This window comes from Streptomyces catenulae (genome assembly GCF_000718015.1).
Lineage (GTDB): Bacteria > Actinomycetota > Actinomycetes > Streptomycetales > Streptomycetaceae > Streptomyces > Streptomyces catenulae.
The window spans coordinates 101,507-125,501 of record NZ_JODY01000020.1 but is presented as its reverse complement, the minus strand read 5'-3'; the positions used below and the strand labels follow the sequence as shown (position 1 = coordinate 125,501).

Here is a 23,995-nt window from a genome sequence, read left to right as displayed (position 1 = left end):
GCCGGGTGTCGTCCCCGGCTCGCCGACATGGACAACGGGTGAGCGGCGGCCGGAGTCACGCGCGGACCGGCACGGAATCGAACCGATCACCGCACACGGGAATGGAGTACCGAAAACGGTCGCCGGACGCCACCCCTCCGCCCGCCATCCGGGACGACCGGGGCGGGATTCGGCCGCGGGGAGCACGGCGGGGCGGGCCTGGCGCGCCCCTCGGGGCCCGCCCCGGGCGGCCCGCGCGCGCCCCTTCGTACGGGCCGGGTCGCTGGTCGGCGGCTGGGTGCCCGCCGCCGACCGGGTGGGCCCCGTCCCGTCACGGGCGCGGCGCTGGGTGGTCCCCGGGGCGACCGCCTACGGTGCGGCGATGCCCGCCACGCCCCGCCGTCGCCCGGTGCGCCCCGGCCCGCTCGCCGCCGTCGCCGCGCTGCTGCTCGCCCTCGCCGCCCCGTCGTCCGCCGCGGCGGATCCGGTGCCCGTCCCCGGGGCCGGGCCGGTGCCCGCCTGTGCCGCCGACGGCTGGCCCTGGGACTGCGTCGCCGCGTGCGAGAGCGGCGGGAACTGGCGGCTCAACACCGGCAACGGCTACTTCGGCGGGCTCCAGTTCCGGCAGTCCACCTGGGAGGCGCACGGCGGCCTCGCGCACGCCCCGCGCGCCGACCTCGCGCCCCGGGCGGCACAGATCGCGGTCGCCGAGAAGGTCCTCGCCGCCCAGGGCTGGGACGCCTGGCCGGTCTGCTCCCGCCGGTACGGGCTCAGCGGCCACGGCTACGGCGGACCGCCGACCGCGCCCCCCGACACCGGGGAGGGCGGGCCGCTGCCGGACCTCCGTACCCCCTGGCCGCTCCCGGGCGTCCCCGCCGTCGCCCCGGCGGGACGGCCGCGCGGCTGATGCGGAATACGCACCGCAGGTTCCGTCATATCGCTACCGATGGCCTAACTTTCTCGGAACAACTTGGCATAAGGCCTCAACCCGGAACCGTTTCGCTCGGTCCAACCGTTCAGGAGTCGGATGAACGACGACCTCCTGAAGCATGTGCGGGCCCGTCGCCCGGGCGGAGCGCGCTGCCGACCGCCCGGCGCGGCGGCACCGCACACCGCCTCGACGACACGAGCAGGCGCAAGGGCGACCGGGAAGCCAGGGGATACGGGACGGATGCAGATCTCATTCCTGATTCACAACGCGTACGGCATCGGCGGCACGATCCGCACGACGTTCAACCTCGCCCACGCCCTCTCCGCACGCCATGACGTCGAGATCGTCTCCGTGCTCCGCCACCGCGACACCCCCGTCCTCGACCTCGGTCCCGGCGTCCGGCTGCGCCATCTCGTCGACCTCCGCGAGGACAGCCCCGCCTACGACGGCGACGACCCGGCCTTCGCCCGGGCGGCCAAGGTCTTCCCCGCCGCCGAGGGCCGCTCCGGGCAGTACAGCGAGCTGACCGACCGGCGTATCGCCCGCCATCTGCGCCGCGTCGAGGCGGACCTCGTCGTCGGCACCCGCCCCGGTCTCAACGTCCACATCGCCCGGCAGACCCGCCGCGGCGTGGTCCGCGTCGGTCAGGAACACCTCACCCTCGACTCCCACAGCCGGGCGCTGCGGCTGGCGCTGCGCGGCGTCTACCCGCGCCTGGACGCGCTCACCACCGTCACCGAGGCGGACGCCACCGCCTACCGCCGCCTGCGGCTGCCCGGCGTCCGCGTCGAGGCGGTGCCCAACAGCGTGCCCGCACCCGGCCTCGCCCCGGCCGACGCCACCGGCAAGTGGGTCGTGGCGGCCGGGCGGCTGGCCCGGGTCAAGCGGTACGACGTGCTGATCCGCGCGTTCGCCCAGGTCGCTGCCGCCCGCCCGGACTGGCGGCTGCGGATCTACGGCGGCGGCTCCGAGAAGGCCGCCCTGCGCGCCCTCATCGACGAACTCGGCCTCTACAACCACGTCTTCCTGATGGGCCCGGCCAACCCCCTGGAGACGGAGTGGGCCAAGGGCTCGATCGCCGCGGTCTCCTCCAGCCTGGAGTCCTTCGGCATGACGATCGTCGAGGCGATGCGGTGCGGTCTGCCCGTCGTCGCCACCGACTGCCCGCACGGTCCCGGCGAGATCATCGACGACGGCGTGGACGGCAGACTCGTCCCGGTGGGCGACCCCGGCGCGCTGGCCGGGGCGCTGCTCTCCCTGATCGACGACGACGCGGAGCGCCGCCGGATGGGCCGCGCGGCGCTCACCGCCGCCGCCCGGTTCGACCCCGCCCGGATCGCCGCGCGGTACGAAACCCTCTTCGGGCAGCTGCTGGACGAGAAGCGGAGCAACCGCCTGCGCGGCGCGCTGCACCGGACCCGCGGCGCCCTGCTGAGCGGTGCCTACACCACCAAGGACGCGGCGAGCGCCGCGCTGAGAGGGGTGCGGACGGTATGAACACCTCGACACGACCGCCCGCCGCGGGCTCCGGCCCTCCGCCGCCGACGACCGGTACCGACGGCGCCCCGCCCGGGCTGACCGCCGACACCATCGCGGACTCCGCGGGCGGCCTCACCTTCGACCTCGCCGCCCCGCCCGGCGTCCGGACCACCTGGAGCGCGGCGCTGGTGCTGCGGCTGCGCGGCGCGGACGCCGAGGAGGTCCGGCTGCCGCTCGGGCCGAACGGCGCGGGCGGGCTGCGCGCCGTCCTGCCCAGCACCGTCGCGCTCGCCGAGGGCCGCTGGCAGGTCTACGCCGACCTCGGCGACGGCCACGCCCCGCACCGGCTGCTGCCCGGCCTCAACGACCTGCGCTCCCTGGTGGACCGCCGCCCGCTCGCCGGTATCGGCCGCCTCGGCGTCCGTATCCCGTACACCACCAAGCTCGGCAATCTGGCGCTCCGCAGCTGGCTGCGCGGCCCGCACGCCGAGGCCGGGGACATCCTGGTGGAGCCCGCGGGCATGACCGTCGAGGGACGGCTCTACGGTGCGCTGCCCGGGGAGGGCGCCCATGTCGAGGCCCGGGCCCGCCGGACCGCGGGCGGCGGCGCCACCGTCACCGTCCCGCTCACCGCCGACGGCGCCCGCTTCTCCTTCACGCTGCCCTACGCCGGTCCGGTCGGGCACTGGCGTGGCGGCGGCGAGCCGTGGGACCTGTGGCTGGTGCCCGCCGAGGGCGCGCCGCCGGTGCGGATCGGCCGGCTGCTGGACGACGTCGCGGACAAGAAGCAGATCTTCGCCTACCCCGCGATGCCGGTCCCGGCGGCCGGGGCGGAGGTCCGGGTCGGTCCGTACTACACGCTCGACAACGATCTGGCGCTGCGGGTCGCGGGCCCGGAGACCACCGACTGACGGGGCGTCAGGCCCCGGTGCCCTCCGGCCGGGGCGCGGTCGGCCGGGCGGCACCGGCGGCCACCTCCGGGTGGTGCAGGTCGAAGGCGGGCGACTCGGAGCGGATGCGCGGCAGCGTGGTGAAGTTGTGCCGCGGCGGCGGGCAGGACGTCGCCCACTCCAGCGAGCGCCCGAAGCCCCACGGGTCGTCCAGCGCGGTGCGGGCGCCGTGGTGGGCGGTGCGCCAGACGTTGTAGAGGAACGGCAGCGTGGAGGCGCCGAGCAGGAACGCGCCGATGCTGGAGAGGGTGTTGAGGGCGGTGAAGCCGTCGGCCGCGAGGTAGTCGGCGTAGCGGCGCGGCATCCCCTCGACGCCCAGCCAGTGCTGCACGAGGAAGGTCAGGTGGAAGCCGGTGAAGAGCGTCCAGAAGTGGATCTTCCCGAGCCGTTCGTCCAGCAGCCTGCCGGTGAACTTCGGCCACCAGAAGTAGAACCCGGCGAACGTCGCGAACGTCACCGTTCCGAAGACCACGTAGTGGAAGTGGGCGACGACGAAGTAGGTGTCGGTGACGTGGAAGTCCAGCGGCGGCGAGGCGAGGATGACGCCGGTCAGCCCGCCGAAGAGGAAGCTCACCAGGAAGCCGACCGACCAGAGCATCGGCGTCTCGAACGACAGCGAGCCGTGCCACATGGTGCCGATCCAGTTGAAGAACTTCACCCCGGTCGGCGCCGCGATCAGGAACGACATCAGCGAGAAGAACGGCAGCAGCACCGCCCCGGTGGCGAACATGTGGTGCGCCCAGACCATCACCGACAGCGCGGTGATCGCCATGGTGGCGCCGATCAGCATCACGTAACCGAAGACCGGCTTGCGGGAGAAGACCGGGATGATCTCGGTGATGATGCCGAAGAACGGCAGCGCGATGATGTAGACCTCCGGGTGGCCGAAGAACCAGAAGAGGTGCTGCCACAGCAGCGCCCCGCCCCACTGCGGCTCGAAGACGACGGCCCCGAAGCGCCGGTCCGCCTCCAGCACCAGCAGCGCCGCCGCCAGCACCGGGAACGCCATCAGCACCAGCACCGAGGTGAAGAGGGTGTTCCAGGTGAAGACCGGCATCCGGAACATCGTCATGCCCGGCGCCCGCAGGGTGATGATCGTGGTGATGAAGTTGACCGCCCCCAGGATCGTCCCGAACCCGGCCAGCGCCAGGCCCATCACCCACAGGTCCGGACCGACGCCGGGGGAGTGGAACGCGGAGTTCAGCGGCGCGTACGCGGTCCAGCCGAAGGACGGGCCGCCGTCCGGTGTGAGGAAGGCGCCCAGGACCATCAGCCCGCCGAAGAGGTAGAACCAGTACGACAGCGCGTTCAGCCGGGGGAAGGCGACGTCCGGTGCCCCGATCTGGAGCGGCATGATCTCGTTGGCGAAGCCCGCGAACGCCGGGGTGGCGAAGAGCAGCAGCATGATCGTGCCGTGCATGGTGAACGCCTGGTTGTACTGCTCGGCGCTGATCAGCTGGAGCCCCGGGCGGGCCAGCTCGGCGCGCATCACCAGCGCCAGCACCCCGCCGACCAGGAAGAACCCGAACGACGTGATCAGGTAGAGATGCCCGATCTTCTTGTGGTCCGTCGTCGACAGCCAGTCGGCCAGCACCCGCCCGCGGCGCCGCACCCGGACCGGCGGGCGGGCTGCGGCGGTGTCGGTTCCCATGCGCGGCACCTCGTTCGTCGGGGCGGTCCGGTGCCGGGGGTGGCCGGACCGGGAGACCCGCCACATGATGCGCGCGGCGTCCGGGCGGAGCGAGGGGGCGCTCCGGTCCGTTCCGGGCGATTCACCCGCTTCCCCGCGCCGGTGCCGCCGGGGCGCCGCGGGGAAGCGGCGGACGCCCGTCGGCCGCCGGGAGGACCGATGTGCGAAAACTGTGTGTGGAATGTGTCTCATTTCGCGGCCGGACGCCGCCGGTGAATTCCCCCGGCGGCCGGGAATCCACGGGGTGGACCAGGGGTAATTCCGGCCGCGCTCACCCGTCCGGGTAAAGCGTACGCACGGGGTGTCCGGAATTCGCGCCCGGCGCAATGGTGGCCGCTTTGTTTTCCACCCGGATGCGCCGGTGTACGGCGCGTAAGAGTGACGGAAGTTACCGCAAACGCCGAGACCTTGGCCGTGACACAAGTGTGACCAATGAAAGACCGTGAAGAGACCGGAGCGCGGAACCGAACGCCCTTCCGCGTGTCGCCGCGGGCGCCTACCGTGGCACCCATGGCACCCGAACCACAGCTTCCGAACGAACCCGACGACGACCCCGAGACCTATGTCGGCCTCGCCCGGCAGGAGGCCGAGGAGCGCGCCGGTGGCCGCGGCTGGAGCACCGTCCGCGCGCTGCCGCCGGGCGCGCTGATCACCATGGAGTACCGCGCCGGACGGCTCAATTTCGAGGTCGAGGACGGCCGGGTACGCCGCAGCTGGCGGGGGTGAGGAGCCTCCCGCGCACGACGAAGGCCCCGGCCGCTCTCAGGAGCGGCCGGGGCCTTGCGGTGCGGGGCTGCGGGCTGTGCGTACCTGCCCCGCCGGTGGGCGGCGGTCTCAGCCGCCCGGGCCGCGCCCGGTGACCGGGCTCAGCGGTGGGGTGCGCGGCAGCCGGTCGGCGTGCGGCGGTCGGCGGCTGCCCGCCGGGGTGACCGGCGCGCGCTCCGCACGGGAGATGTGCGGCCGCGCCGGGTGGTGCGGGCGTCCGTCCGGTGCGCGGGTGGCGCCGGAGCGGGCCGTCGGGCCGGTGGGGACGGTGTCGTGCCGTACCACCTCGCCCTCGGGGGTGACGCGCTGCGGCGAGAGCCCGGCGGGGGCGGCGGCCGGGAGCGGGCCGCGCAGCGAATCGGGGCGCAGCCGCAGCCACAGCCGCAGGATGATCCCCATCAGGCGGTCCTCCACCCAGATGATCCCCGGCTCGATCCACGGCAGCGCCAGCAGCACCAGCAGTCCGGCGGCCCAGCCCAGCAGCACGTCGCTGACCCAGTGCGTCCCGAGGTAGACGGTCGTCATACCGACGCCCAGCGCGCCCAGCGCGGCGATCACCGAGAGGGTCCGGCGGCGCAGCGACGTGGTCGCCAGATACGCCAGCACACCCCAGGTGACCACGGCGTTCGCGGTGTGGCCGGACGGAAATATATCGCCGCCGAGCCACATCTCGTTGGAGCCGACGGCCGTCGCGTAGTGCGGGCCCAGGCGGCCCATGCCGAGCTTGGCGGCGCCCACCGTCATGTTCAGCAGCAGCAGCGAGGCGCCGAGGACCAGCAGCGGGTGGAGGTTGCGCTGACGCCAGCAGCGCCAGCCCAGCCACGCCGCCACGGCCACCGCCGTGGGGCCGCGCTGGCCCAGCACGACGAAGTAGTCGAGGAAGGCATGGATCGACGGCCACTGCTTGTAGGGCCGGAAGAACATGACCTGCCAGTCGAAGGTGACCAGCCATGTGGAGGCCAGCACCCCGGCCACGATCACGAGATACACCGCCAGCGTGCCCCAGAACAGCCATAGGCGGGTCGGGGTCATGCGTGGTCGGGCGCGATCGGGCGGGTGCCCCTCCCTCTGGTCCAGCTTGTCATCGGTACGCACTCAATCGACGTTACCGCGTGTGATGTAGGCACCTGGTCAGACCGTGCGCTTTGTAATGACGATGTGATGTGGAATGTGCGCGGTAAGTCGCCGGGCGGCGGCGAATCGGAACCGAATTAACGGAGAATCGGATTCCCGTCCGATCCACTTCGCCGCACTCCGTCCAGATCTTTATCTGCTTTTCGCCACGGCTGCTTATCCTCGCGCGGCACGGGCGTCGCCCGCCGTTTCCCGGCGCCGGTCCGGTCACGGAGCGGGTCCGTCCGGTCACGGAGGGCCGGTGTGGACGGCCAGGGATCCCGCGGGCCGGATCTACGGAGGGCCGGTGCCGTTGAGCCAGAACGCCCCGTACAGCGCCGAGCCGACGGCCACCGCGCCGATCAGCAGTCCGGCCCGCAGCGGACGCCACCGGGCCAGCCCCGCGGCGAGCGGCAGCAGCAGCGGGTACGCCGGGAGCATCAGCCGCGGCTTGGAGCCGAAGAAGCCCTTCGCGGTCAGCGCCAGGAAGACCACGACCCCGCAGTAGGTGAGCAGCGGCAGCGGCTGCCCCCGGCGTACGCCCGCCGCGTAGAGGACGAGGACCAGCGCCACCCCGGCGGTCAGCCCCAGGCCACCGGCCCAGCCCGGGCCGGACAGCAGGCCCCACAGGAAGCGGCCGAAGGCGAGACCGCCGTCGAAGCCGTTGCCCCAGGCGCCCTGGACGTCGAGGTAGCCGGTGAGGCTGTGCCGCTGGGCGCCGACCCAGAGGAAGTAGCCGCACCAGCCGAGCGGCGCCAGCAGTACGCCGGTCACCAGTCCGCGGCGCCGCGCCAGGCTCGACCGGAGCGTGGCGCCGCCCGCCCGGTCGGCGAGGAGCGCCGCCCCGGCGGTCAGCCACACGGCTGCGACCACGGCGACGCCGACCGGCCGGGTCAGCCCGGCCAGCGACGCCAGCGCCCCGGCCCACACCCACCGTCCGGTCCACGCCGCGTACACGCCCCACGCCGCGAGGGCGGTGAACAGCGACTCGGAGTACGCCATCGACTGCACGATGCCGATCGGCAGCGCACCCCACAGCGCGGCCAGCGCGACCCCGGCCCGCGGTCCGTACAGCCGCTCGCCGGTGGCGTACAGCGCCCAGGCGGCGGCGAGGGAGGAGAGCCAGGAGACGGTCATCCCGGCGTCGGCGGGGGAGAGCGGGGTGAGGGCGGAGCCCAGCCGCTCCAGCCACGGCAGCAGCGGGAAGAAGGCGAGGTTGGGGTGGGAGCCGCCGTCGGGGAGCGCCACGGTGTAGCCGTAGCCCGCCTCCGCGATGCGGGTGTACCAGAGCGAGTCCCAGCGGGCGCTGAGCAGTGTGTGCCAGCTCGCGCCCCGCGCGGTGGACCAGACGGCGAGGACCGCCCAGCCCAGCAACCGGATCGCCGCGAAGGCCGCGAGCCCCGGCAGCGCGCGGCGCAGCGCGGCCCGGACGGCGGGGCGGCACAGCGTCCGACCGGGGGCGGCGGCCGAGGCGAGATCGTTCATCCGGACGATTATCCAGGTGCCCGGAGGGCGTCGTACCGGCCCCGGGGAGGCAACTGCGGGCCCTGCGATACGCGTCTCATCAGGAGGTGAGCCTCACGGCCCCGTTCCTCACTCGCGTAGTCTGACGTCTCAACTCGCCTGTGCCGCCGGTTCGACCCGGGGCTTTTTCGTGCCCCGGTCCGCGGTCGCGAGTGCCTGACAGGGAGGTACGTGCATGACCGGGACGAGCCCGTCCGGCACGGGACGGACGGCCGGCGTTCCCCGGCTCCCCGGTGGGGGCGCGAACCGCTGGACCGTGCTGATCGTGCTCTGCGTCAGCCTGCTGTTCGTCGCGCTGGACACCACGATCCTGTACGTGGCCGTGCCCTCCGTCACCGAGGATCTGCGTCCCGGGCCGGTGGAGCTGCTGTGGATCGTCGACGTCTATCCGCTGATCGCGGCGTCGCTGCTGATCCTCTTCGGCACGCTCGGCGACCGGGTGGGCAGACGCCGGATTCTGCTGCTGGGCTACGGCCTGTTCGGTGCGGCCTCGGCGCTCGCGGCGCTGGCGCCCAATCCGCAGGTGCTGATGACGGCCCGGGCGCTGCTCGGCATCGGCGGCGCGATGATCATGCCGGCCACGCTGTCGATCCTGCGGCAGGTCTTTCCCGACCGGCGGGAGCGGGCCGTCGCCATCGGGGTGTGGAGCGCGGTCGCCGCGGTGGGCGCGGCGGTCGGACCGGTCCTCGGCGGTTTCCTCGTCGAGAACTTCTGGTGGGGCTCGGTCTTCCTGATCAACGTCCCGATGATGCTGGTCATGCTGTTGATCGGCCGCTGGCTGCTGCCCGAGTCGCGGGGTGAGCGCAACGGCCCGTGGGACGTGGTCGGCGCGGTGATCGCGGCGCTCGGCGTCCTTGGTGTGGTGCTCGGCGTCAAGCGGATGGGCGGCGGCACCGCCGTCCTGGGGCTGACCACCCTCGGCCCGATCGTGGTCGGTCTGGTGCTGCTGGTGCTCTTCGTCCGGCGGCAGCACCGCCGGGAGCATCCGCTGATCGACATGCGGCTCTTCGCCCGGTCGGCGTTCGGCACCTCCGTGGGCTGCATCGTGCTGGCGATGCTGGCGCTGGTCGGCCTCCAGCTGATAGCGGTGCAGTACCTCCAGCTGGTCCTCGGCCTCTCGCCGCTGCAGACCGGGCTGCGGATGCTCCCGCTGGTCTTCGCGGCGATGGCGGCGGGCCTGACCGGCTCCCGGATCCTCCAGGTCCTCGGCCCGCGCACCATGGTCTCCTGCGGTTTCGTGCTGACCGCCGGTGCGGTGCTCTGCCTGACCGCGATGAACTCCCAGGACCGTTTCTGGCTGCTCTCCGCCTGCTTCGTCCTCCTCGGCTTCGGCTTCCAGGCGACGCTGTTCGGCGCGTACGAGTCGATGCTCAGCGAGGCGCCCCCGGAGCAGGCGGGCGGCGCGGCGGCCATCGGGGAGACGTCCTACCAGCTCGGCGCGGGTATCGGTGTCGCGCTCCTGGGCAGCGTCATGAACGCCGCGTACGCGCCCGGCATCGGGCACATCGCCGGGGTGCCCGCCCGCGAGGCGGCCTCCGCGTCGCACTCGCTCGGTGAGGCGTACAAGGTGGCGGCGGCGCTCGACGGTCCGGCCGGGGCGGCGCTGCGGGTGGTGGCCCGTGACGCCTTCGTCCGCGGATTGCACATCACGCTCGTCGCCAGCGCGGTGCTGCTGCTGGCCGGTGCGGCCATCGCGCTGCGGCTGCCGCGCCGTGCCGCGGACTCCGCCGAGCGCGCCGAGGGCGACAACGCCACCGGCCTGGACAGCGAGCCCGCCGCGGCCCGCTCCCACGGCTGACGGCCGCGCCCCTTCCCCTACCTCTCTCTCCCGGACTGTCCGACACCCCGCCGCCCGGTGGCTCTTGCCCGCGCGGCGGGGTGCGCCGTACCGTCGGAGCGCGCTGTAACTACCACTGCTAGTTTTTCGCCGATCTGCCGGAGGCCCCGCCATGTCCGCCACGCCTTCCTCGCCGCTCCCGCCGTTCGACGCGGCCGACCCGCTGGGCCTCGACGACCTCCTCACCGACGAGGACCGCGCGGTACGCGACACCGTCCGCCGCTGGGCGGCCGACCGCGTCCTGCCGCACATCGCCGGGTGGTACGAGCGCGGTGAGCTGCCCGGCATCCGCGACCTCGCCCGCGAACTGGGCTCCCTCGGCGCCCTCGGCATGTCCCTGACCGGCTACGGCTGCGCCGGTGCCTCCGCCGTCCAGTACGGCCTGGCCTGCCTGGAACTGGAGGCCGCCGACTCCGGCATCCGCTCCCTCGTCTCCGTCCAGGGCTCGCTCGCCATGTACGCGATCCACCGCTTCGGCTCCGAGGAGCAGAAGCAGCACTGGCTGCCGCGGATGGCGACCGGCGAGGTCATCGGCTGTTTCGGTCTCACCGAACCGGACCACGGCTCCGACCCCGCCGGGATGCGCACCCACGCCCGCCGCGACGGCTCCGACTGGGTCCTGAGCGGCCGCAAGATGTGGATCACCAACGGTTCGGTCGCCGGGGTCGCGGTCGTCTGGGCCGCCACCGACGACGGCGTCCGCGGCTTCGTCGTCCCCACCGACACCCCCGGCTTCGCCGCCCCCGAGATCCACCACAAGTGGTCGCTGCGCGCCTCGGTCACCAGCGAACTCGTCCTGGACGACGTCCGCCTCCCGGCCGACGCGGCGCTGCCCGAGGTCCGCGGACTGCGCGGCCCGCTGAGCTGTCTGAGCCACGCCCGCTACGGCATCGTCTGGGGCTCCATGGGCGCCGCCCGCGCCAGCTTCGAGGCGGCGCTGGAGTACGCCCGCACCCGCGAGCAGTTCGGCAAGCCCATCGGCGGCTTCCAGCTCACCCAGGCCAAGCTCGCCGACATGGCCGTCGAGCTGCACAAGGGCATCCTCCTCGCCCACCACCTCGGGCTCCGGATGGACGCCGGACGGCTCCGCCCGGAGCAGGTCAGCTTCGGCAAGCTCAACAACGTCCGCGAGGCCATCGAGATCTGCCGCACCTCCCGCACGATCCTGGGCGCCAACGGCATCTCCCTGGAGTACCCGGTCATGCGGCACGCCACCAACCTGGAGTCGGTGCTCACCTACGAGGGCACCGTCGAGATGCACCAGCTGGTGCTGGGCAAGGCGCTCACCGGGCTGGACGCCTTCCGCTGAGCGGGTCGGCCGCCGGGCGGCCGGGAGCCGGACAGCAAGAAGCGGAGGGTGAGGCGGTCCTGCCGCCTTCCCCTCCGCCGGACGGAACCGGGCCCACGCCCGGTCAGCTCTGGTTGAAGAACCCGCCGTTGCGGTCCCGGCTCTCCCCGCTGACGACGCGGTAGTCGGCCGGGGTGAGCAGGAAGACCCGGGTGGCGACCCGCTCGATCGAGCCACGCAGCCCGAAGGCGAGACCGGCGGCGAAGTCCACCACGCGCTTGGCGTCGGACGACTCCATCGCCGTGAGGTTGACGATCACCGGGACGCCGCCGCGGAACAGCTCACCGATGCCGCGGGCGTCGCCGAAGCCGTCGGGGGTGACCGTGGCGATGCGGGTGCTGTGGTCCTCGGCCGGGCTCTCGGCCACCCGCAGACCCGGGTCGGTCACCCAGGAGCCGGTCCCCTGGGCCCCGTGCTCCGGTCCCTCGGCATAGTCGTCGTCGTAGTAACGCTCGTCATCGTTGTCGTCGACGAGGCCAAGCCAGGCACTCGCCTTGCGCACCGATCCCATGGACGCCTCCTCTCACCCGCGGTGTCTGTATGTCCGCCCCCCTATGGTCCTTCATGAGGCGGAGGGTGTGCCAAGTGGATAGCCGCCGCACGGGGGGTTCGTGACAGATCTGGTGCAGAGCGGGTGGCAGCTGGTCAGCTTCCGCGGGCGGCACGGGAACTGACGTCGTGACGGAAGTCACGATAGGCCCGGGCGCCGGACGGTGTCGACACACGGTCCCCGGGAAGCCTCTTCGACCGCCGGGTAGGTTCCGGCGGGGGACCAGGGCATATGTCCCCGGCCCGGGAAAACGCCGCGGAGCCGGGCAGATGATCGGGTGACCGACACAACGGAAGGTCGTTGACACGGCAGCAGATTCCGTCTGCTGTCCGAACCACACACCTTCGAAAGTCACCCAGTGGAAACACAGACCACGGAAGCCCGGTCCGCGCGCTTCCGGCGGGCGTTCACGGCAGGCGTCGTGGCGCCGCGCACCATCCGCGCCAAGCTCATCCGCATCCTCTGCGTCGCACTCGCGATACTCCTGGCCCTGCTCGGCTTCTCCGCCGCCCACCAGATCGGCGACTACGAGAACGCCGCCGCCACCGCGTCGGACGCCCATCTCGCCGACGCCCTCCAGGGATTCCTCCACGAACACCAGAAGGAACGCGGCCTGACCACCGGCTACGTCGGCGGGATCACCGAGTTCCGCACCGGCATGCTGGCGCAGCGCAAGCTCACCGACGCCGCGCGCGCCGAGGTCGACGACGAGTTGGCCGACCGCGACGACCCGGCCGCCGACTCCGTCCGCACCGCACTCCACCGCGCCGACGCCCTCAAGGACATCCGCGCCGCCGCCGACAACGGCACCGGCGTCGTCGCCCGTACCTACGACTACTTCACCGGCACCGACGAGGCCCTCGGCCGCCTCGACCTCGGTCTCGTCCACGTCCGCGACGCCCGGCTGCGCGCCGACTACCAGGCGCTCCAGGTGTTGGGCTCGATGAAGGAGCTGCTGGGCCAGGAGCGCGCCGTCGTGCTCGGCTCGCTGCACCGCGGGGCGTTCCGCGGCGACGACTACACCCGCTTCCTGACCGCCCGCGCCGGACGCCTGTCGGCCGCCGCCGCCTTCCCCGAGTGGGCCACCGGGCCGCAGCGGCAACAGCTGAAGGAGGCGCTGGAGACCCCCGCCGCACAGCAGCTGCTCGGCTACGTCCAGCAGATCGTCGCCGGTCACGGCCGGCTGCCCGCCCGGATCCCGGCCACCGCCTGGTACGAGTCGGCGACCTCCACCATCAACGGGCTGCGCACCGTCCAGATCTCGCTGGGCCGGGACATCACCGCCCGCGCCGGTGAGCTGGAGTCCGACGCCACCCGCACGCTGGTCTTCTTCGGGGTGCTGGCGCTCGGCTCGATCGCCGCGCTCGCCGCCCTCGCGATCGGCGCCGCCCGCTCGGTCTCCGGGCCGCTCGGCGCGCTGACCCGGCAGGCCCGCGACGTCTCCGGGAACCGGCTGCCCGCCGCCGTCGCCCGCGTCCAGAAGGAGTCCGGCGCCCCCGAACCGCTCGGCCCGCTCTCCGTACCGACCGGCTCGGGCACCGAGATCCGGCAGCTGGCCGACGCCTTCGACCAGATGCAGAAGGTCGCCTACGACCTCGCCACCGAGCAGGCCGTGCTGCGCCGCAACGCCACCGAGTCGCTGGTCAACCTCGGCCGCCGGAACCAGAACCTGGTCCGCCGTCAGATCAGCTTCATCAACAAGCTGGAGCACGAGGACGCCGACCCCGCGACCCTCGCCAACCTCTTCGAGCTGGACCACCTCGCGACCCGGATGCGCCGTAACGCCGAGAGCCTGCTGGTGCTCGCCGGGGAGGCCAGCCCGCGGACCTGGGCCACCCCGCTGTCGGTGACCGACGTGATCCGCGCGGCCCTGTCCGAGGTGGAGGAGTACCGCCGGGTCAATCTGCGCCGGGTGGACGCCGCGTTCGTCAGCGGCACCGTCGTCTCCGAGATCGCGCATCTGCTGGCCGAACTGGTCGAGAACGCGCTCAGCTTCTCCCCGCCGGACACCGACGTCGAGGTCGAGGGCCGCCGCACCAGCGCCGGATACCTCGTCGCCATCGTCGACCACGGCACCGGGATGCCCGCCCCGGCGATGGCCGAGGCGAACGTCCGGCTCTCCGGGGCCGCCAGCTTCATGGCCGAACCCACCCGGTTCCTGGGCCACTTCGTCGTCGGCGCCCTGGCCCGCAAGTGCGGGATCGAGGTCCGCCTCGGCGAGGCACCGGCCGCCGGAACCGTCGCCCGGGTGCTCATCCCGGCGACCTTGCTGACCGACTCCGCGACCGCGCCGACCGTCCCCGACGTCCCGGCCGTGCGCGGGGAGAAGGAGCGGACGGTGCCCGACGAGCAGACCACCCCGGCGGAGGCGGCGGAGCGGCGCCCGGCCCGCCCGGAGGCCGCGACCACGGCGACCCCGGATGCCCCGGACCGCGACGCGGCGCCCGCGCCCCGTCCGGCCGGTGGCGCCGATGCGGCGCTGCCCCGGCCGCGCGCCGCCCGGGACGACGGGGAGGGCGCGGCGGCTCCGGCCGGGCCGCGCGGCTCCTCCGCGGCCCGTACCCGTAACGGCCTGGTCAAGCGGGCCCGGCGCAGCGCCATCCGGTCCGCGGTGGACGAGGCGGTGGCGCCGCGCTGGCAGCAGGAGGCCGCGCCGACGCCGGAGCGCTCGCCGGACGAGGTCTCCGGGATGCTCGCCGGGCTGCGCAGCGCCCATATGCGCGGCGCCATCAGCGTCGAGAAGGAGAAGGAGCGGCAGGCGCAGCGGGAGCGGAACGAGGAGCGGGCGCGCGAGCGGGCGGCCCGGGACGCGGAGTCCGCCGCACCCGGGACGGACGCGTCCCCCGGGTCGCAGCCCGGGTCGCGGTCCGAGTCGCAGCCGAAGGAGCCGGAGCCGACGGCCACCGTCGAGAAGGGTGACCACGCGTGAGCGTCGACCTGCACCACGATTCCCAGACGTTCAATTGGCTGCTGGCCAATTTCGTCCGCCGCACCGACGGGGTCCGCGATGCCGTCGCGGTCTCCTCGGACGGTCTGCTGATCGCCGTCTCCGACGGGCTGGGCCGCACCGACGCGGACCATCTCGCGGCGGTCGTCTCGGGCCTGTCCAGCCTGGCGCGGAGCGCCTCGCGCCGCTACGAGTTCGACGGCGTCAAGCTCATCATGATCGAGATGGGCCGCGGCTTCCTGCTGGTCTCCGCGATCCGCGACGGCAGCTGTCTGGGCGTGCTCGCCGACAGCAGTGGCGAACTCGGGCTGGTCGGCTACGAGATGGCGGTGCTCGCCGAGCGCGCCGGTGATCTGCTGACCCCGGCGCTCATCGCCGATCTGCGGCAGGTTCTGCCCCGATGAGCGAGGAGCTGGAGGACGCGCTGTTCGTCCGGCCGTTCATCATGACCGGCGGGCGCGTCGAGCCGACCCATGCCGATCTGCGGCTGGAGACGCTGGTCGTGGCGGTGCCCGAGGCGTCGCCGGGCTCGTTGGAGTTCGAGCGGCGCCGGATCGTGGCGCTCTGTGCGCAGCCGACGATGGTCGCCGAGGTGGCCGAGAAGATCGGTGTGCCGCTGGGGGTGGCCAAGGTGCTCATCTCCGATCTGGTCGTCGGTGGCCTGCTGGTCTGTCAACAACCCACGGAGCTGCCGCTCCATGTCCTGGAGAGGATCAGGGACCATGTCCGGGCGCTCTGACAAAGCCGCACCGCTCGCCGTGAAGATCGTGATCAGCGGGGGGCTGGGGGTGGGCAAGACGACGTTCATCGGCGCGGTCTCGGAGATCGAACCGCTGGACACCGAAGCCGCGATCACCCAGGTCTCGGTCGGGGTGGACTCGCTGGTCGGAGTGGAGAACAAGACCACCACGACCGTGGCGCTGGACTTCGGCCGGATCACCCTCGACCCGTCGATCGTGCTCTATCTCTTCGGCACGCCGGGCCAGGACCGGTTCTCGTTCCTCTGGGACGACCTGGTGGAGGGCGCGCTGGGCTCGATCGTGCTGGTGGACACCCGGCGGATCGAGGACTCCTTCCCCGCGCTCGACTACTTCGAGGAGCGCGGCACACCGTTCGTCCTGGCGGTCAACCGCTTCGACGGGGCGCAGCTCTTCGCGCTGGACGAGGTCCGCGAGGCGCTGGGCATCGGGCCGGAGGTGCCGGTCCTCACCTGCGACGCCCGTGACCGGTCCTCGGTCCGCGATGTGCTGGCCGCGCTGATGGACCGGGTCGTGCACCAGCACGTCACCGGCGGACCGGCGAAGGCGGGTGCGGCGGCGCGGTAGGCGGCGGCGCACCCGGTGCGGGGCGCGGGCGGTCCGGGAGGGCGGCCCGTGCCCCGCAGCCGTGTCAGCGGATCTCCGGGGGGCTGATCCGCGAGGTGGTGAGCGCCGAGTCGGCGGTGCCCCACTTCTTGAGGATCTTGTGGTAACTCCCGTTCTCGATCAGATGGTTGACGGCGGCCCGGAAGGCGGGGGCCAGCGGGCTGTGCTTCTTGAGGGCGAAGCCGACGTCCAGCCGTTTGTAGGCGTTGAGGAAGCGCAGCCCGGGCTGGCGGTCGACGGCGTAGCGCAGCCCGTTGACGGTGCTCATCACCACATCGGTGCGGCCCTGCTGGAGCGAGGCGTAGAGCGCGGAGATCTCGGCGTACGTCTTGACGTCGTACGGCTTCTTCCCGGCGGCGGCGCAGCGGGGGCGTTCCTGCTCCAGCGTCGCCTCGAAGGTGGTTCCGGCGCCGGTGGCGACGGTCAGTCCGCACAGCTGCGTCAGCGTGGTGACCTTCTTCAGCGTGCTGTCCTCGCGGACGGCGAAGCCCTGGCCGTCGTTGACGTAGGTGACGAAGTCGAGGGTTTTGCGGCGGGCGTCGGTGACGCCGAAGTTGCCGGTGCCGACGTCGTACCGGCCGCTGCCGAGGGCGGGGAGGATCGCCTCGAAGCTCGCCGGTTCCCGTTTCAGCCGCAGGCCCAGGGCCTTGCCGACGGCGTCCGCGAGGTCGATGTCCTCACCGGCGACGGTCCTGCCGTCCGGCAGATAGACCGCGCCGGGCAGCGAGCTGATGCTGGCGGCGAGGGCGAGCGTGCCGCGGGCGCGGACGTCGGCGGGCAGCAGCGCGGCGGCGGCCGGGTCCTCGGCGATACCGGAGACGACATCGGCGGTGGGGACGGCGGTGGCGCCGCCGCCCGGCGCGTCCGCACCGGTGGCCGCCGGTTCCGCGCACCCGGCGAGGGGCAGCGCGGCGGCGGCGAGGAGGGCGGCGGTGCGCACCGCGGCGGTGCGGGCGGTCCGTCTCGGGGAGCGGGGGCGGGTCATGGGCGGCGGGTCTCCAGGGGTTTCTCGAACGGCAGCGGGCCGATCGACTCCGGCGGTGCGGTCAGGTCGAAGAGCGGGCGGTAGCCCGCCGCGAGGTACAGGCCCCGGGCCTCCGGCTGCCGGGGTCCGGTCGTCAGGTAGAGACGGGTGTAGCCGTGGGCGGTGGCCTCCCGCTCCAGCGCCCGGAGCACCCGGCGGGCCAGTCCGCGGCGGCGGTGGGCGGAGTGCGTCCAGATGCGTTTCAGCTCGGCGGTGCGGGCGTCGCGGCGGCGGTAGGCGCCCCCGGCGACCGGTTCGCCGCCCTCCAGGAGCAGCAGGAACGCGCCGTGCGGCGGGGCGAACGCGGACGGCGGGTACTCCCGGTCGAGGTCGACGGGTGCGCCGTAGCGCGCGGTGTACTCGTGGGTGAGTTCGTCGAGGAGCGGGCGGGCGAGCGGGTCGGTGACGGTGGTGTGCAGCACGGTGGGGCCGTCGGCGCGGCGGACGGCGGTCACCGGACCGGCTCCGCGGCGGGCGCCGCGTCCGCGTCCGGCGCCGTCGGGTCCGGCCAGGTCAGCGGGTCGGGCAGGGCGTGGCGGAGCTGCGGCAGCACCTCGGCGGCGGTCAGGTGCAGCACCTCGGCGCGGTGGGCGTAGGGCAGTCCGGCGGTGTCGACGGAGAAGAACTGGAGGGCGTGGCCGTACGCCCGGTGCTGGGCGGCGATCTTGTCGGCGATCCGGGCGGGGGAGCCGATGAACGCCGGTCCCAGATCGGCGGCTTCGTCGACGGTACGGAACGGCGTGTTGTTGCCGGGCACGTTCCGGGCGGCGACGGCCGACTCGTAGTACGGCGCGAACCGCCGGCGGGCGGTGCGGTCGTCGGGCGCGGCGAAGAGGGTGCCGCCGGAGCCGACGAGGGCGGCGGCCGGATCGTGGCCGTACGCCGCCCAGCGGGTGCGGTAGCGGTCGACGAGGGCGGCGTAATCGGCCACCGGTTGGATGGCGTTGGCGGCGAAGAGGGGGTCGCCCCAGAGGGCGGCCAGCTCCACGGAGCGGGTGCTGGTGGCGCTGCCGTGCCAGACGGTGGGCGGCTGCCGGTATGGGCGCGGCAGGGTGGTCGCCCCGGTCAGCGGCGGGCGGTAGGAGCCGGACCAGGTGACCTTCTCCTCGCGCCACAGCCGCCGCAGCAGTTCGTAGTTCTCCTCCTGGAGGGCGTACTGCGCCCGGCTGTCGCGGCCGAAGAGCGCCCAGGGTTCGGGGGCGTTGCCCTTGCCGATGGTGAGTTCCAGACGGCCGCCGGAGAGCTGGTCGACGGTGGCGTAGTCCTCGGCGACGCGGACCGGGTCGAGGGTGGAGAGCACGGTGACGGTGGTGAAGAGCCGGATGCGGTGGGTGCGGGCGGCGATCGCGCCGAGCACCGCGGGCGGGGAGCTGGAGAGGAACGGCGGGCCGTGCCGTTCGCCCACCCCGAAGGCATCGAAGCCCAACTCTTCGGCCAGTACCGCGAGGTCGACGACTTCGCGGAACCGTTCGGTGGGGGAGACGAGGTGTCCGGAGCGGGCGTCCGGGACGTGGTCGATGAGTGTCATGACGCCGAAGCGCATATCGGCCCTTCTTCGCGCGTGCCGAAGGAACGGGAGGTCGGAGCGGGTGCACCGGGCGGGCCCGGGCACGCCGGAAGGCGGCGCGCACGGGCGGGCACGGGCGACGGGTGGAGCGGCGGAGCCGGGGCGGCGGGCGCCCGGGATCCGGGAGACGCGAGGGGGAGGTGTGCCGCCGGGCGGCACGGTGTGAAGGCGCGGTGGCAAGAAGGCGGAACCGCGGATCGGCCCGTCCGGCGAAGGCGGCGGGCCTCAGGGCAGGGCGTCAGCTCAACAGGACGCCGACCACACACGACCGAAGTCGATGTGGTCGCGGGTGACCAGCCGCTGCCATGCGTTCATGCGGCCCAGTGGAACAGGCATCCGGTGGCGCGTCAACCGCGTCCTGCCGCACCGCTCACAGTGTGGACAGCCTTGACAGCACGCCGTGTTGACCCCATAGCCTCGCTCCACGGCCGTGCTGAGGGGCGCGACCGTTCTGCCTGTGAAGGCGCATCTCCCGTGTTCGATCACCGCATCCACGGAGCCTTCGCATGCCCTCCGGCACCCTCCGCACCCCCGCCGTCCCCTCGTCCGCCCCACCGCCCGCCGACGGGCCTCCCACGGGTGCGGCGCCGCCCCGTGTCGTCGCCCGCCGCCCGCTCGGCCAGTGGGCGGCCGCCGCCGTCGTCCTCGTCCTGCTGGGGCTCGTCCTCCGCTCCGTCGCCGGGAACGACGCCTTCCGGTGGGACCTCGTCGCCGCCTACTTCCTCACCACCCCGGTCCTGAACGGGCTGCTGCTCACGCTCGGGCTGACCGCCGCCGTGCTGGTCCTCGGCTTCGCGCTGGGTACCCTGCTCGCCACCATGCGGCTCGCCGCCAACCCCGTGCTGCGCGGCGTCAGCGCGGGCTACATCTGGCTCTTCCGGTCGGTGCCGATCCTGGTCCAGCTGCTGTTCTGGTTCAACATCGGCGCGCTCTACCCGACGCTCCTCGGCGTCCGGACGGTCCATCTGCTGGCGCCGCCCGTCATCGCCGTCCTCGGTCTGACGCTCCACGAGGCCGCCTACGCCGCCGAGGTGGTGCGGGCCGGGATCCTCTCCGTGGACCGGGGGCAGACGGAGGCGGCCCAGTCGCTGGGGCTCGGCCGGTGGCGCCGACTGCGCCGGATCGTGCTGCCGCAGGCCATGCGGTCGATCGTGCCGCCCGCCGGGAACATGCTGATCGGCACCCTCAAGGGCACCTCCGTCGTCTCCATGATCGCCGTCAACGACCTGCTCTACTCGGTGCAGTTGATCTACCACCGCACCTACCAGGTCATCCCGATGCTGATGGTCGCCACCGTCTGGTACGTGATCATCACCTCGCTGCTCTCCGTCGGCCAGCACTACGTCGAGCGGCGCTACGCCCGCGGAACGGCCGGTGCCCGGTGAGCGCCGCGCGGCGCCGGACCGGGCGCCCCGCCGTGGTGATCGTCGGCGCCGGACCCCGCGCCACCGGCATCGTCGAACGGATCGCCGCCAACGCCCCCGAGCTGTACGGCGACGCCCCGCTCGACCTGCACCTCGTCGACCCGTACCCGCCGGGCGGCGGCCGGATCTGGCGCCGGGACCAGTCGCCGCTGCTCTGGATGAACTCGCTGCCCGACGACTCCACCCTCTTCACCGACGACACCGTGGAGATGGCCGGTCCGGTGCGCCCGGGGCCGTCGCTCGCCCGGTGGTGCGCCGCGGTCCGCTCCGGCGGCATCCGCGTCACCCCGGACGTCGCCGCCGCCGTCGCCGCCCTCGGCCCGCGCGACTTCCCCGGCCGCCGCCTCCAGAGCGCCTATCTGACCTGGGCGTACGAGCGTGCGGTGGCCGCGCTGCCGCCGCATGTCGCCGTCCATGAGCACCGCCGCCGCGCGGTCCGCCTCGCCGGGCCCGCCGACGGCCGCCAGCAGGTGTGGCTGGAGGGCTGCCCGGCGCCGCTCACCGCCGACGCCGTGGTGCTCGCCCTCGGGCACCTGGACGCCGAACCGGACGCGGAGCAGCGGGAGTTGACGGACTTCGCGGCGCGGCACGGGCTGACGTACCTGCCGCCGGGCTTCACCGCCGACGCCGCTCTCGACGGGCTGCGGCCCGGCGAGCCGGTACTGGTCCGCGGGTTCGGCCTCGCCTTCGTCGATCTGATGGTGCTGGTCACCGAGGGCCGCGGCGGCCGGTACACCGAGGGGTCCGACGGGCGGCTGACGTACCACCCGTCGGGCCGCGAACCGGTGCTGCACGTCGGCTCGCGCCGCGGCGTCCCCTACCGCTCCAAGATCGGCTACGAACCGGACGCGCCCCGCCCGCCGCTGCCGCGCTTCCTCGGCCCCGCCGAGGTCGACGCGGTGCTCGCCCGGCCCGGCGGCTTCTCCTTCGACGCCGACATCCGCCCGCTGATCGAGGCGGAGCTGGGCTTCGCCCACTACCACCGCCTCTTCACCGCCCACCCCGAACGCACCCGGCTGCCCTGGTCCGCCTTCGAGCGCCGGTACGCCGCCGGGGACGCCGCCGCCCGCCGCGCACTGGCCGAGGAGGCGGTGCCCGATCCGGCCGACCGCCTCGACCTCACCGCCCTCGACCACCCGCTGGCCGGGCTGCGCCTCCCGGACACCGACACCCTCCAGGACACCCTGCGCGCCCACATCGAGGCCGATCTGACCCGCCGCCACGACCCGGCGTACAGCCCCGACCAGGCCGTCTTCCTGGCGCTGCTCTCCGTCTACGGGCAGTTGGTGCGGATCGGCGACCGCGGCCCCTGGTGGCACGGGTTCTTCAGCTACCTCGCCTCCGGGCCGCCCGGCCCCCGGCTGCGGCAGCTGCTCGCCCTCTCCCGCGCCGGACTGGTCCGCTTCCTCGGCGCCGGTACCACCGTCACCGCCGACCCGGCCACCGGACGGTTCACCGCCCGGTCGGCGACCGTGCCCGGCGCCGCGACCGACGCCCGCGCGCTGGTCGAGGCGCGGCTGCCGGAGCCGACCGTGGTCCGCTCCGCCGACGCGCTGCTGCGCGCCCTGCACGCCGACGGCGCCGCCGCCACGCCCACCGGACTGCTCGCCGTGGACCCCGCCGACGGCCGCGTCCTGGACCGCGCGGGCCGCCCGCATCCCCGCCGCTTCGCCCTCGGCCCGCACACCGACGCCCGCTCCGGCGGCGCCTTCACCCGGCCCCGTACCAACGCGCCCGCCTTCCGGCAGAACGACGCGAGCGCGCGGGCGCTGCTCACCTTCCTGACGGAGCGCGCGGCGCCGCCCGCCGCGCGGCCCCGCACCGCCCGTACCGCCACCCGCGAGGACCGCCGTGCCGCTGACCGCTGAACCCCCCGCCGCCACCTCGGCACCGCCCGGCGCGGACGGCCCGGAGACGCTACGGGTGGTGCCCGTGCGCCACCCCTGGCGCTGGGCCGCCGTCGCGGTGACCGCCGTACTCCTCGCCCAGTTCGTCCACGGTCTGGCCACCAACCCGGCCTGGGAATGGGCGGTGTTCGCGCAGTACGTCACCGCGCCCGCGGTACTGCACGCCGTCGGCACCACCCTCCGGCTCACCGCCTACGGCACCGCGCTCGGCTTCGCCCTCGGCATCGTGCTGGCCTTCCTGCGGCTGTCCGCCAGCCCCTTCCTGCGCGCCGTCGCCCACGGCTACGTCTGGGTCTTCCGCTCCGTCCCGCTCATCGTCCAGCTGCTGTTCTGGTTCAACCTCGCCTACCTCTACCGCCGTATCGACCTCGGCGTCCCCTTCGGCCCCGGCTTCTTCTCCTTCCCCACGACGGACCTGGTCGGCGCCATGGGCGCGGCGGTCCTCGGCCTCGCCCTGCACCAGGCCGCGTACGCCGCCGAGATCGTCCGCGGCGGTGTCCTCGCCGTCGACGCCGGGCAGCGGGAGGCGGCCGCCGCCCTCGGCATCCCGCGCCTGCGCCAACTGCGCCGCATCGTGCTGCCGCAGGCCATGCGCGCCATCGCGCCGAACGCCGCCAACGAGGTCATCTCGCTCTTCAAGGGCACCTCGATCGTCTCCGTCATGGCGATCGGCGAACTCTTCTACCAGGTCCAGGTCATCTACGGCCGCACCGGCCGCGTCGTCCCGCTGCTGATGGTCGCCACCGTCTGGTACCTGCTGCTGACCGGCGCGCTCTCCGTCCTCCAGCACCACGTCGAACGTCACTTCGCCAAGGGAGCCACCCGATGAGTCCACAGCCCGCGATGGTCGAGGTCCGCGCCGTCCACAAGAGCTTCGGCCCGCTCGACGTCCTCAAGGGGGTGGATCTGCGGGTCGCCGCCGGTGAGGTCACCGTCGTCATCGGCCCGTCCGGCTCCGGCAAGTCCACGCTGCTGCGCACCCTCAACCACCTGGAGAAGGTCGACAGCGGCACGGTCGCCGTCGACGGCACGCTCATCGGCTACCGCCGCTCCGGCGACAGGCTGTACGAGCTGCGCGAACGGGAGATCCTGCGGCAGCGCACCCGGATCGGCTTCGTCTTCCAGGACTTCCACCTCTTCCCGCATCTGACGGTGGTGGAGAACCTCACCGAGGCGCCCGTGTCGGCGCTGGGCCGCTCCCGCAAGGCGGCCACCGCCACCGCGCTCGCACTGCTCGACCGCGTCGGGCTCGCCGACAAGGCGGACGCCTACCCGCGTCAGCTCTCCGGCGGCCAGCAACAGCGCGTCGCTATCGCCCGCGCCCTCGCCCTGGAGCCGAAACTCCTCCTCTTCGACGAGCCGACCTCCGCGCTCGACCCGGAGCTGGTGGGGGAGGTCCTCGACGTCATCAAGGACCTGGCCCGCCGGGGCACCACGATGATCGTCGTCACCCATGAGATCGGCTTCGCGCGGGAGGTCGCCGACACCGTCGTCTTCATGGCGGACGGCCGGATCGTCGAACAGGGCCCGCCCGGCCAGCTGCTCGACGCACCCCGCGAGGCCCGCACCCGCGCCTTCCTCGCCAAGGTCCTCTGA

21 protein-coding genes are annotated in these 23,995 nt (G+C 73.6%); 14 read left to right on the top strand and 7 right to left on the bottom strand.

All coding sequences use genetic code 11. The features are described from left to right. Nucleotides 1-361 precede the first annotated feature (361 nt). The 3 genes from IF23_RS32790 to IF23_RS0118800 all read left to right on the top strand — a co-directional run bounded on the left by IF23_RS32790 (nt 362) and on the right by IF23_RS0118800 (nt 3,300). The gene (locus IF23_RS32790) at nt 362-886 is read left to right on the top strand and encodes a transglycosylase family protein (RefSeq protein WP_078654084.1); all 525 of its coding nucleotides are present in this window, start codon (nt 362-364) and stop codon (nt 884-886) included. 264 nt (nt 887-1,150) lie between these two features. Continuing rightward, the gene (locus IF23_RS0118805) at nt 1,151-2,407 is read left to right on the top strand and encodes a glycosyltransferase family 4 protein (protein ID WP_030285131.1); all 1,257 of its coding nucleotides are present in this window, start codon (nt 1,151-1,153) and stop codon (nt 2,405-2,407) included. Then, a complete protein-coding gene (locus IF23_RS0118800; protein WP_245655022.1) occupies nt 2,404-3,300 on the top strand; it encodes a hypothetical protein in 897 nt (298 codons plus the stop codon). Before IF23_RS0118805 ends, IF23_RS0118800 begins: the two co-directional genes overlap by 4 nt. Nucleotides 3,301-3,307: 7 nt before the next feature. Here the strand turns inward: IF23_RS0118800 and ctaD are convergent, their stop codons facing one another. Further along, entirely contained in the window at nt 3,308-4,990 is a 1,683-nt protein-coding gene (gene ctaD, locus IF23_RS0118795; RefSeq protein ID WP_037678677.1) for an aa3-type cytochrome oxidase subunit I, read from the bottom strand. A gap of 549 nt (nt 4,991-5,539) precedes the next feature. Here ctaD and IF23_RS0118790 point away from each other — a divergent pair. After that, on the top strand, nt 5,540-5,755 hold the full coding sequence (locus tag IF23_RS0118790; RefSeq protein ID WP_030285126.1) for an I78 family peptidase inhibitor: 216 nt from the start codon (nt 5,540-5,542) through the stop codon (nt 5,753-5,755). Nucleotides 5,756-5,863: 108 nt separating this feature from the next. On the opposite strand, the gene IF23_RS0118785 is transcribed toward IF23_RS0118790, so the two are convergent. Together IF23_RS0118785 and IF23_RS0118780 are read right to left on the bottom strand one after the other, a co-directional pair. Continuing rightward, nucleotides 5,864-6,889: a phosphatase PAP2 family protein gene (locus IF23_RS0118785; RefSeq protein ID WP_030285125.1), complete on the bottom strand. Its 1,026-nt coding sequence runs from the start codon at nt 6,887-6,889 to the stop codon at nt 5,864-5,866. Between the two features lie 312 nt (nt 6,890-7,201). Continuing rightward, nucleotides 7,202-8,392 (bottom strand): membrane protein, encoded by a 1,191-nt coding sequence (locus tag IF23_RS0118780; RefSeq protein ID WP_030285123.1) that lies wholly within the window; start codon nt 8,390-8,392, stop codon nt 7,202-7,204. 214 nt (nt 8,393-8,606) lie between these two features. Here IF23_RS0118780 and IF23_RS0118775 point away from each other — a divergent pair, with 214 nt between their 5' ends. Together IF23_RS0118775 and IF23_RS0118770 are read left to right on the top strand one after the other, a co-directional pair. Continuing rightward, nucleotides 8,607-10,229 (top strand): MFS transporter, encoded by a 1,623-nt coding sequence (locus tag IF23_RS0118775; protein WP_030285122.1) that lies wholly within the window; start codon nt 8,607-8,609, stop codon nt 10,227-10,229. A 151-nt stretch (nt 10,230-10,380) separates the two neighbouring features. Beyond that, nucleotides 10,381-11,577 carry an acyl-CoA dehydrogenase family protein gene (locus IF23_RS0118770; protein WP_030285120.1) on the top strand — a complete coding sequence of 399 codons (1,197 nt, stop codon included), beginning with the start codon at nt 10,381-10,383 and terminating at the stop codon, nt 11,575-11,577. Nucleotides 11,578-11,680: 103 nt separating this feature from the next. On the opposite strand, the gene IF23_RS0118765 is transcribed toward IF23_RS0118770, so the two are convergent. Beyond that, nucleotides 11,681-12,127 (bottom strand): cell division protein SepF, encoded by a 447-nt coding sequence (locus tag IF23_RS0118765; protein WP_030285119.1) that lies wholly within the window; start codon nt 12,125-12,127, stop codon nt 11,681-11,683. Between the two features lie 397 nt (nt 12,128-12,524). On the opposite strand from IF23_RS0118765, the gene IF23_RS31415 reads away from it, so the two are divergent. The 4 genes from IF23_RS31415 to IF23_RS0118745 are packed head-to-tail and all read left to right on the top strand — an operon-like array spanning nt 12,525 to nt 16,438. Next, nucleotides 12,525-15,095, top strand: coding sequence for a sensor histidine kinase (locus IF23_RS31415; RefSeq protein WP_078654073.1), 2,571 nt, complete (start codon nt 12,525-12,527; stop codon nt 15,093-15,095). Then, nucleotides 15,092-15,517 (top strand): roadblock/LC7 domain-containing protein, encoded by a 426-nt coding sequence (locus IF23_RS0118755; RefSeq protein ID WP_030285116.1) that lies wholly within the window; start codon nt 15,092-15,094, stop codon nt 15,515-15,517. Before IF23_RS31415 ends, IF23_RS0118755 begins: the two co-directional genes overlap by 4 nt. Further along, entirely contained in the window at nt 15,514-15,852 is a 339-nt protein-coding gene (locus IF23_RS0118750) for a DUF742 domain-containing protein (protein ID WP_030285114.1), read from the top strand. Before IF23_RS0118755 ends, IF23_RS0118750 begins: the two co-directional genes overlap by 4 nt. Beyond that, the gene (locus IF23_RS0118745) at nt 15,836-16,438 is read left to right on the top strand and encodes a GTP-binding protein (RefSeq protein ID WP_030285112.1); all 603 of its coding nucleotides are present in this window, start codon (nt 15,836-15,838) and stop codon (nt 16,436-16,438) included. The genes IF23_RS0118750 and IF23_RS0118745 overlap by 17 nt, the downstream gene beginning before the upstream one ends. A 64-nt stretch (nt 16,439-16,502) precedes the next feature. Here IF23_RS0118745 and IF23_RS0118740 read toward each other — a convergent pair whose 3' ends face one another. The 3 genes from IF23_RS0118740 to IF23_RS0118730 are packed head-to-tail and all read right to left on the bottom strand — an operon-like array spanning nt 16,503 to nt 19,044. Continuing rightward, nucleotides 16,503-17,462 carry an ABC transporter substrate-binding protein gene (locus tag IF23_RS0118740; protein WP_030285110.1) on the bottom strand — a complete coding sequence of 320 codons (960 nt, stop codon included), beginning with the start codon at nt 17,460-17,462 and terminating at the stop codon, nt 16,503-16,505. Beyond that, nucleotides 17,459-17,956: a GNAT family N-acetyltransferase gene (locus tag IF23_RS0118735; protein ID WP_030285108.1), complete on the bottom strand. Its 498-nt coding sequence runs from the start codon at nt 17,954-17,956 to the stop codon at nt 17,459-17,461. The genes IF23_RS0118740 and IF23_RS0118735 overlap by 4 nt, the downstream gene beginning before the upstream one ends. Then, nucleotides 17,953-19,044, bottom strand: coding sequence for an LLM class flavin-dependent oxidoreductase (locus IF23_RS0118730; RefSeq protein ID WP_051739693.1), 1,092 nt, complete (start codon nt 19,042-19,044; stop codon nt 17,953-17,955). Before IF23_RS0118730 ends, IF23_RS0118735 begins: the two co-directional genes overlap by 4 nt. Nucleotides 19,045-19,574: 530 nt before the next feature. On the opposite strand from IF23_RS0118730, the gene IF23_RS0118725 reads away from it, so the two are divergent. From IF23_RS0118725 to IF23_RS0118710, 4 genes are read left to right on the top strand one after another with little or no spacing between them, the layout of a single operon-like run. Then, a complete protein-coding gene (locus tag IF23_RS0118725) occupies nt 19,575-20,453 on the top strand; it encodes an amino acid ABC transporter permease (RefSeq protein WP_030285103.1) in 879 nt (292 codons plus the stop codon). Beyond that, a complete protein-coding gene (locus IF23_RS0118720; RefSeq protein ID WP_078654072.1) occupies nt 20,450-22,360 on the top strand; it encodes an FAD/NAD(P)-binding protein in 1,911 nt (636 codons plus the stop codon). The genes IF23_RS0118725 and IF23_RS0118720 overlap by 4 nt, the downstream gene beginning before the upstream one ends. Next, complete coding sequence (locus IF23_RS0118715) at nt 22,344-23,228, top strand: amino acid ABC transporter permease (protein WP_030285100.1); 885 nt, start codon at nt 22,344-22,346, stop codon at nt 23,226-23,228. The genes IF23_RS0118720 and IF23_RS0118715 overlap by 17 nt, the downstream gene beginning before the upstream one ends. Beyond that, the gene (locus tag IF23_RS0118710; protein WP_030285098.1) at nt 23,225-23,995 is read left to right on the top strand and encodes an amino acid ABC transporter ATP-binding protein; all 771 of its coding nucleotides are present in this window, start codon (nt 23,225-23,227) and stop codon (nt 23,993-23,995) included. The genes IF23_RS0118715 and IF23_RS0118710 overlap by 4 nt, the downstream gene beginning before the upstream one ends.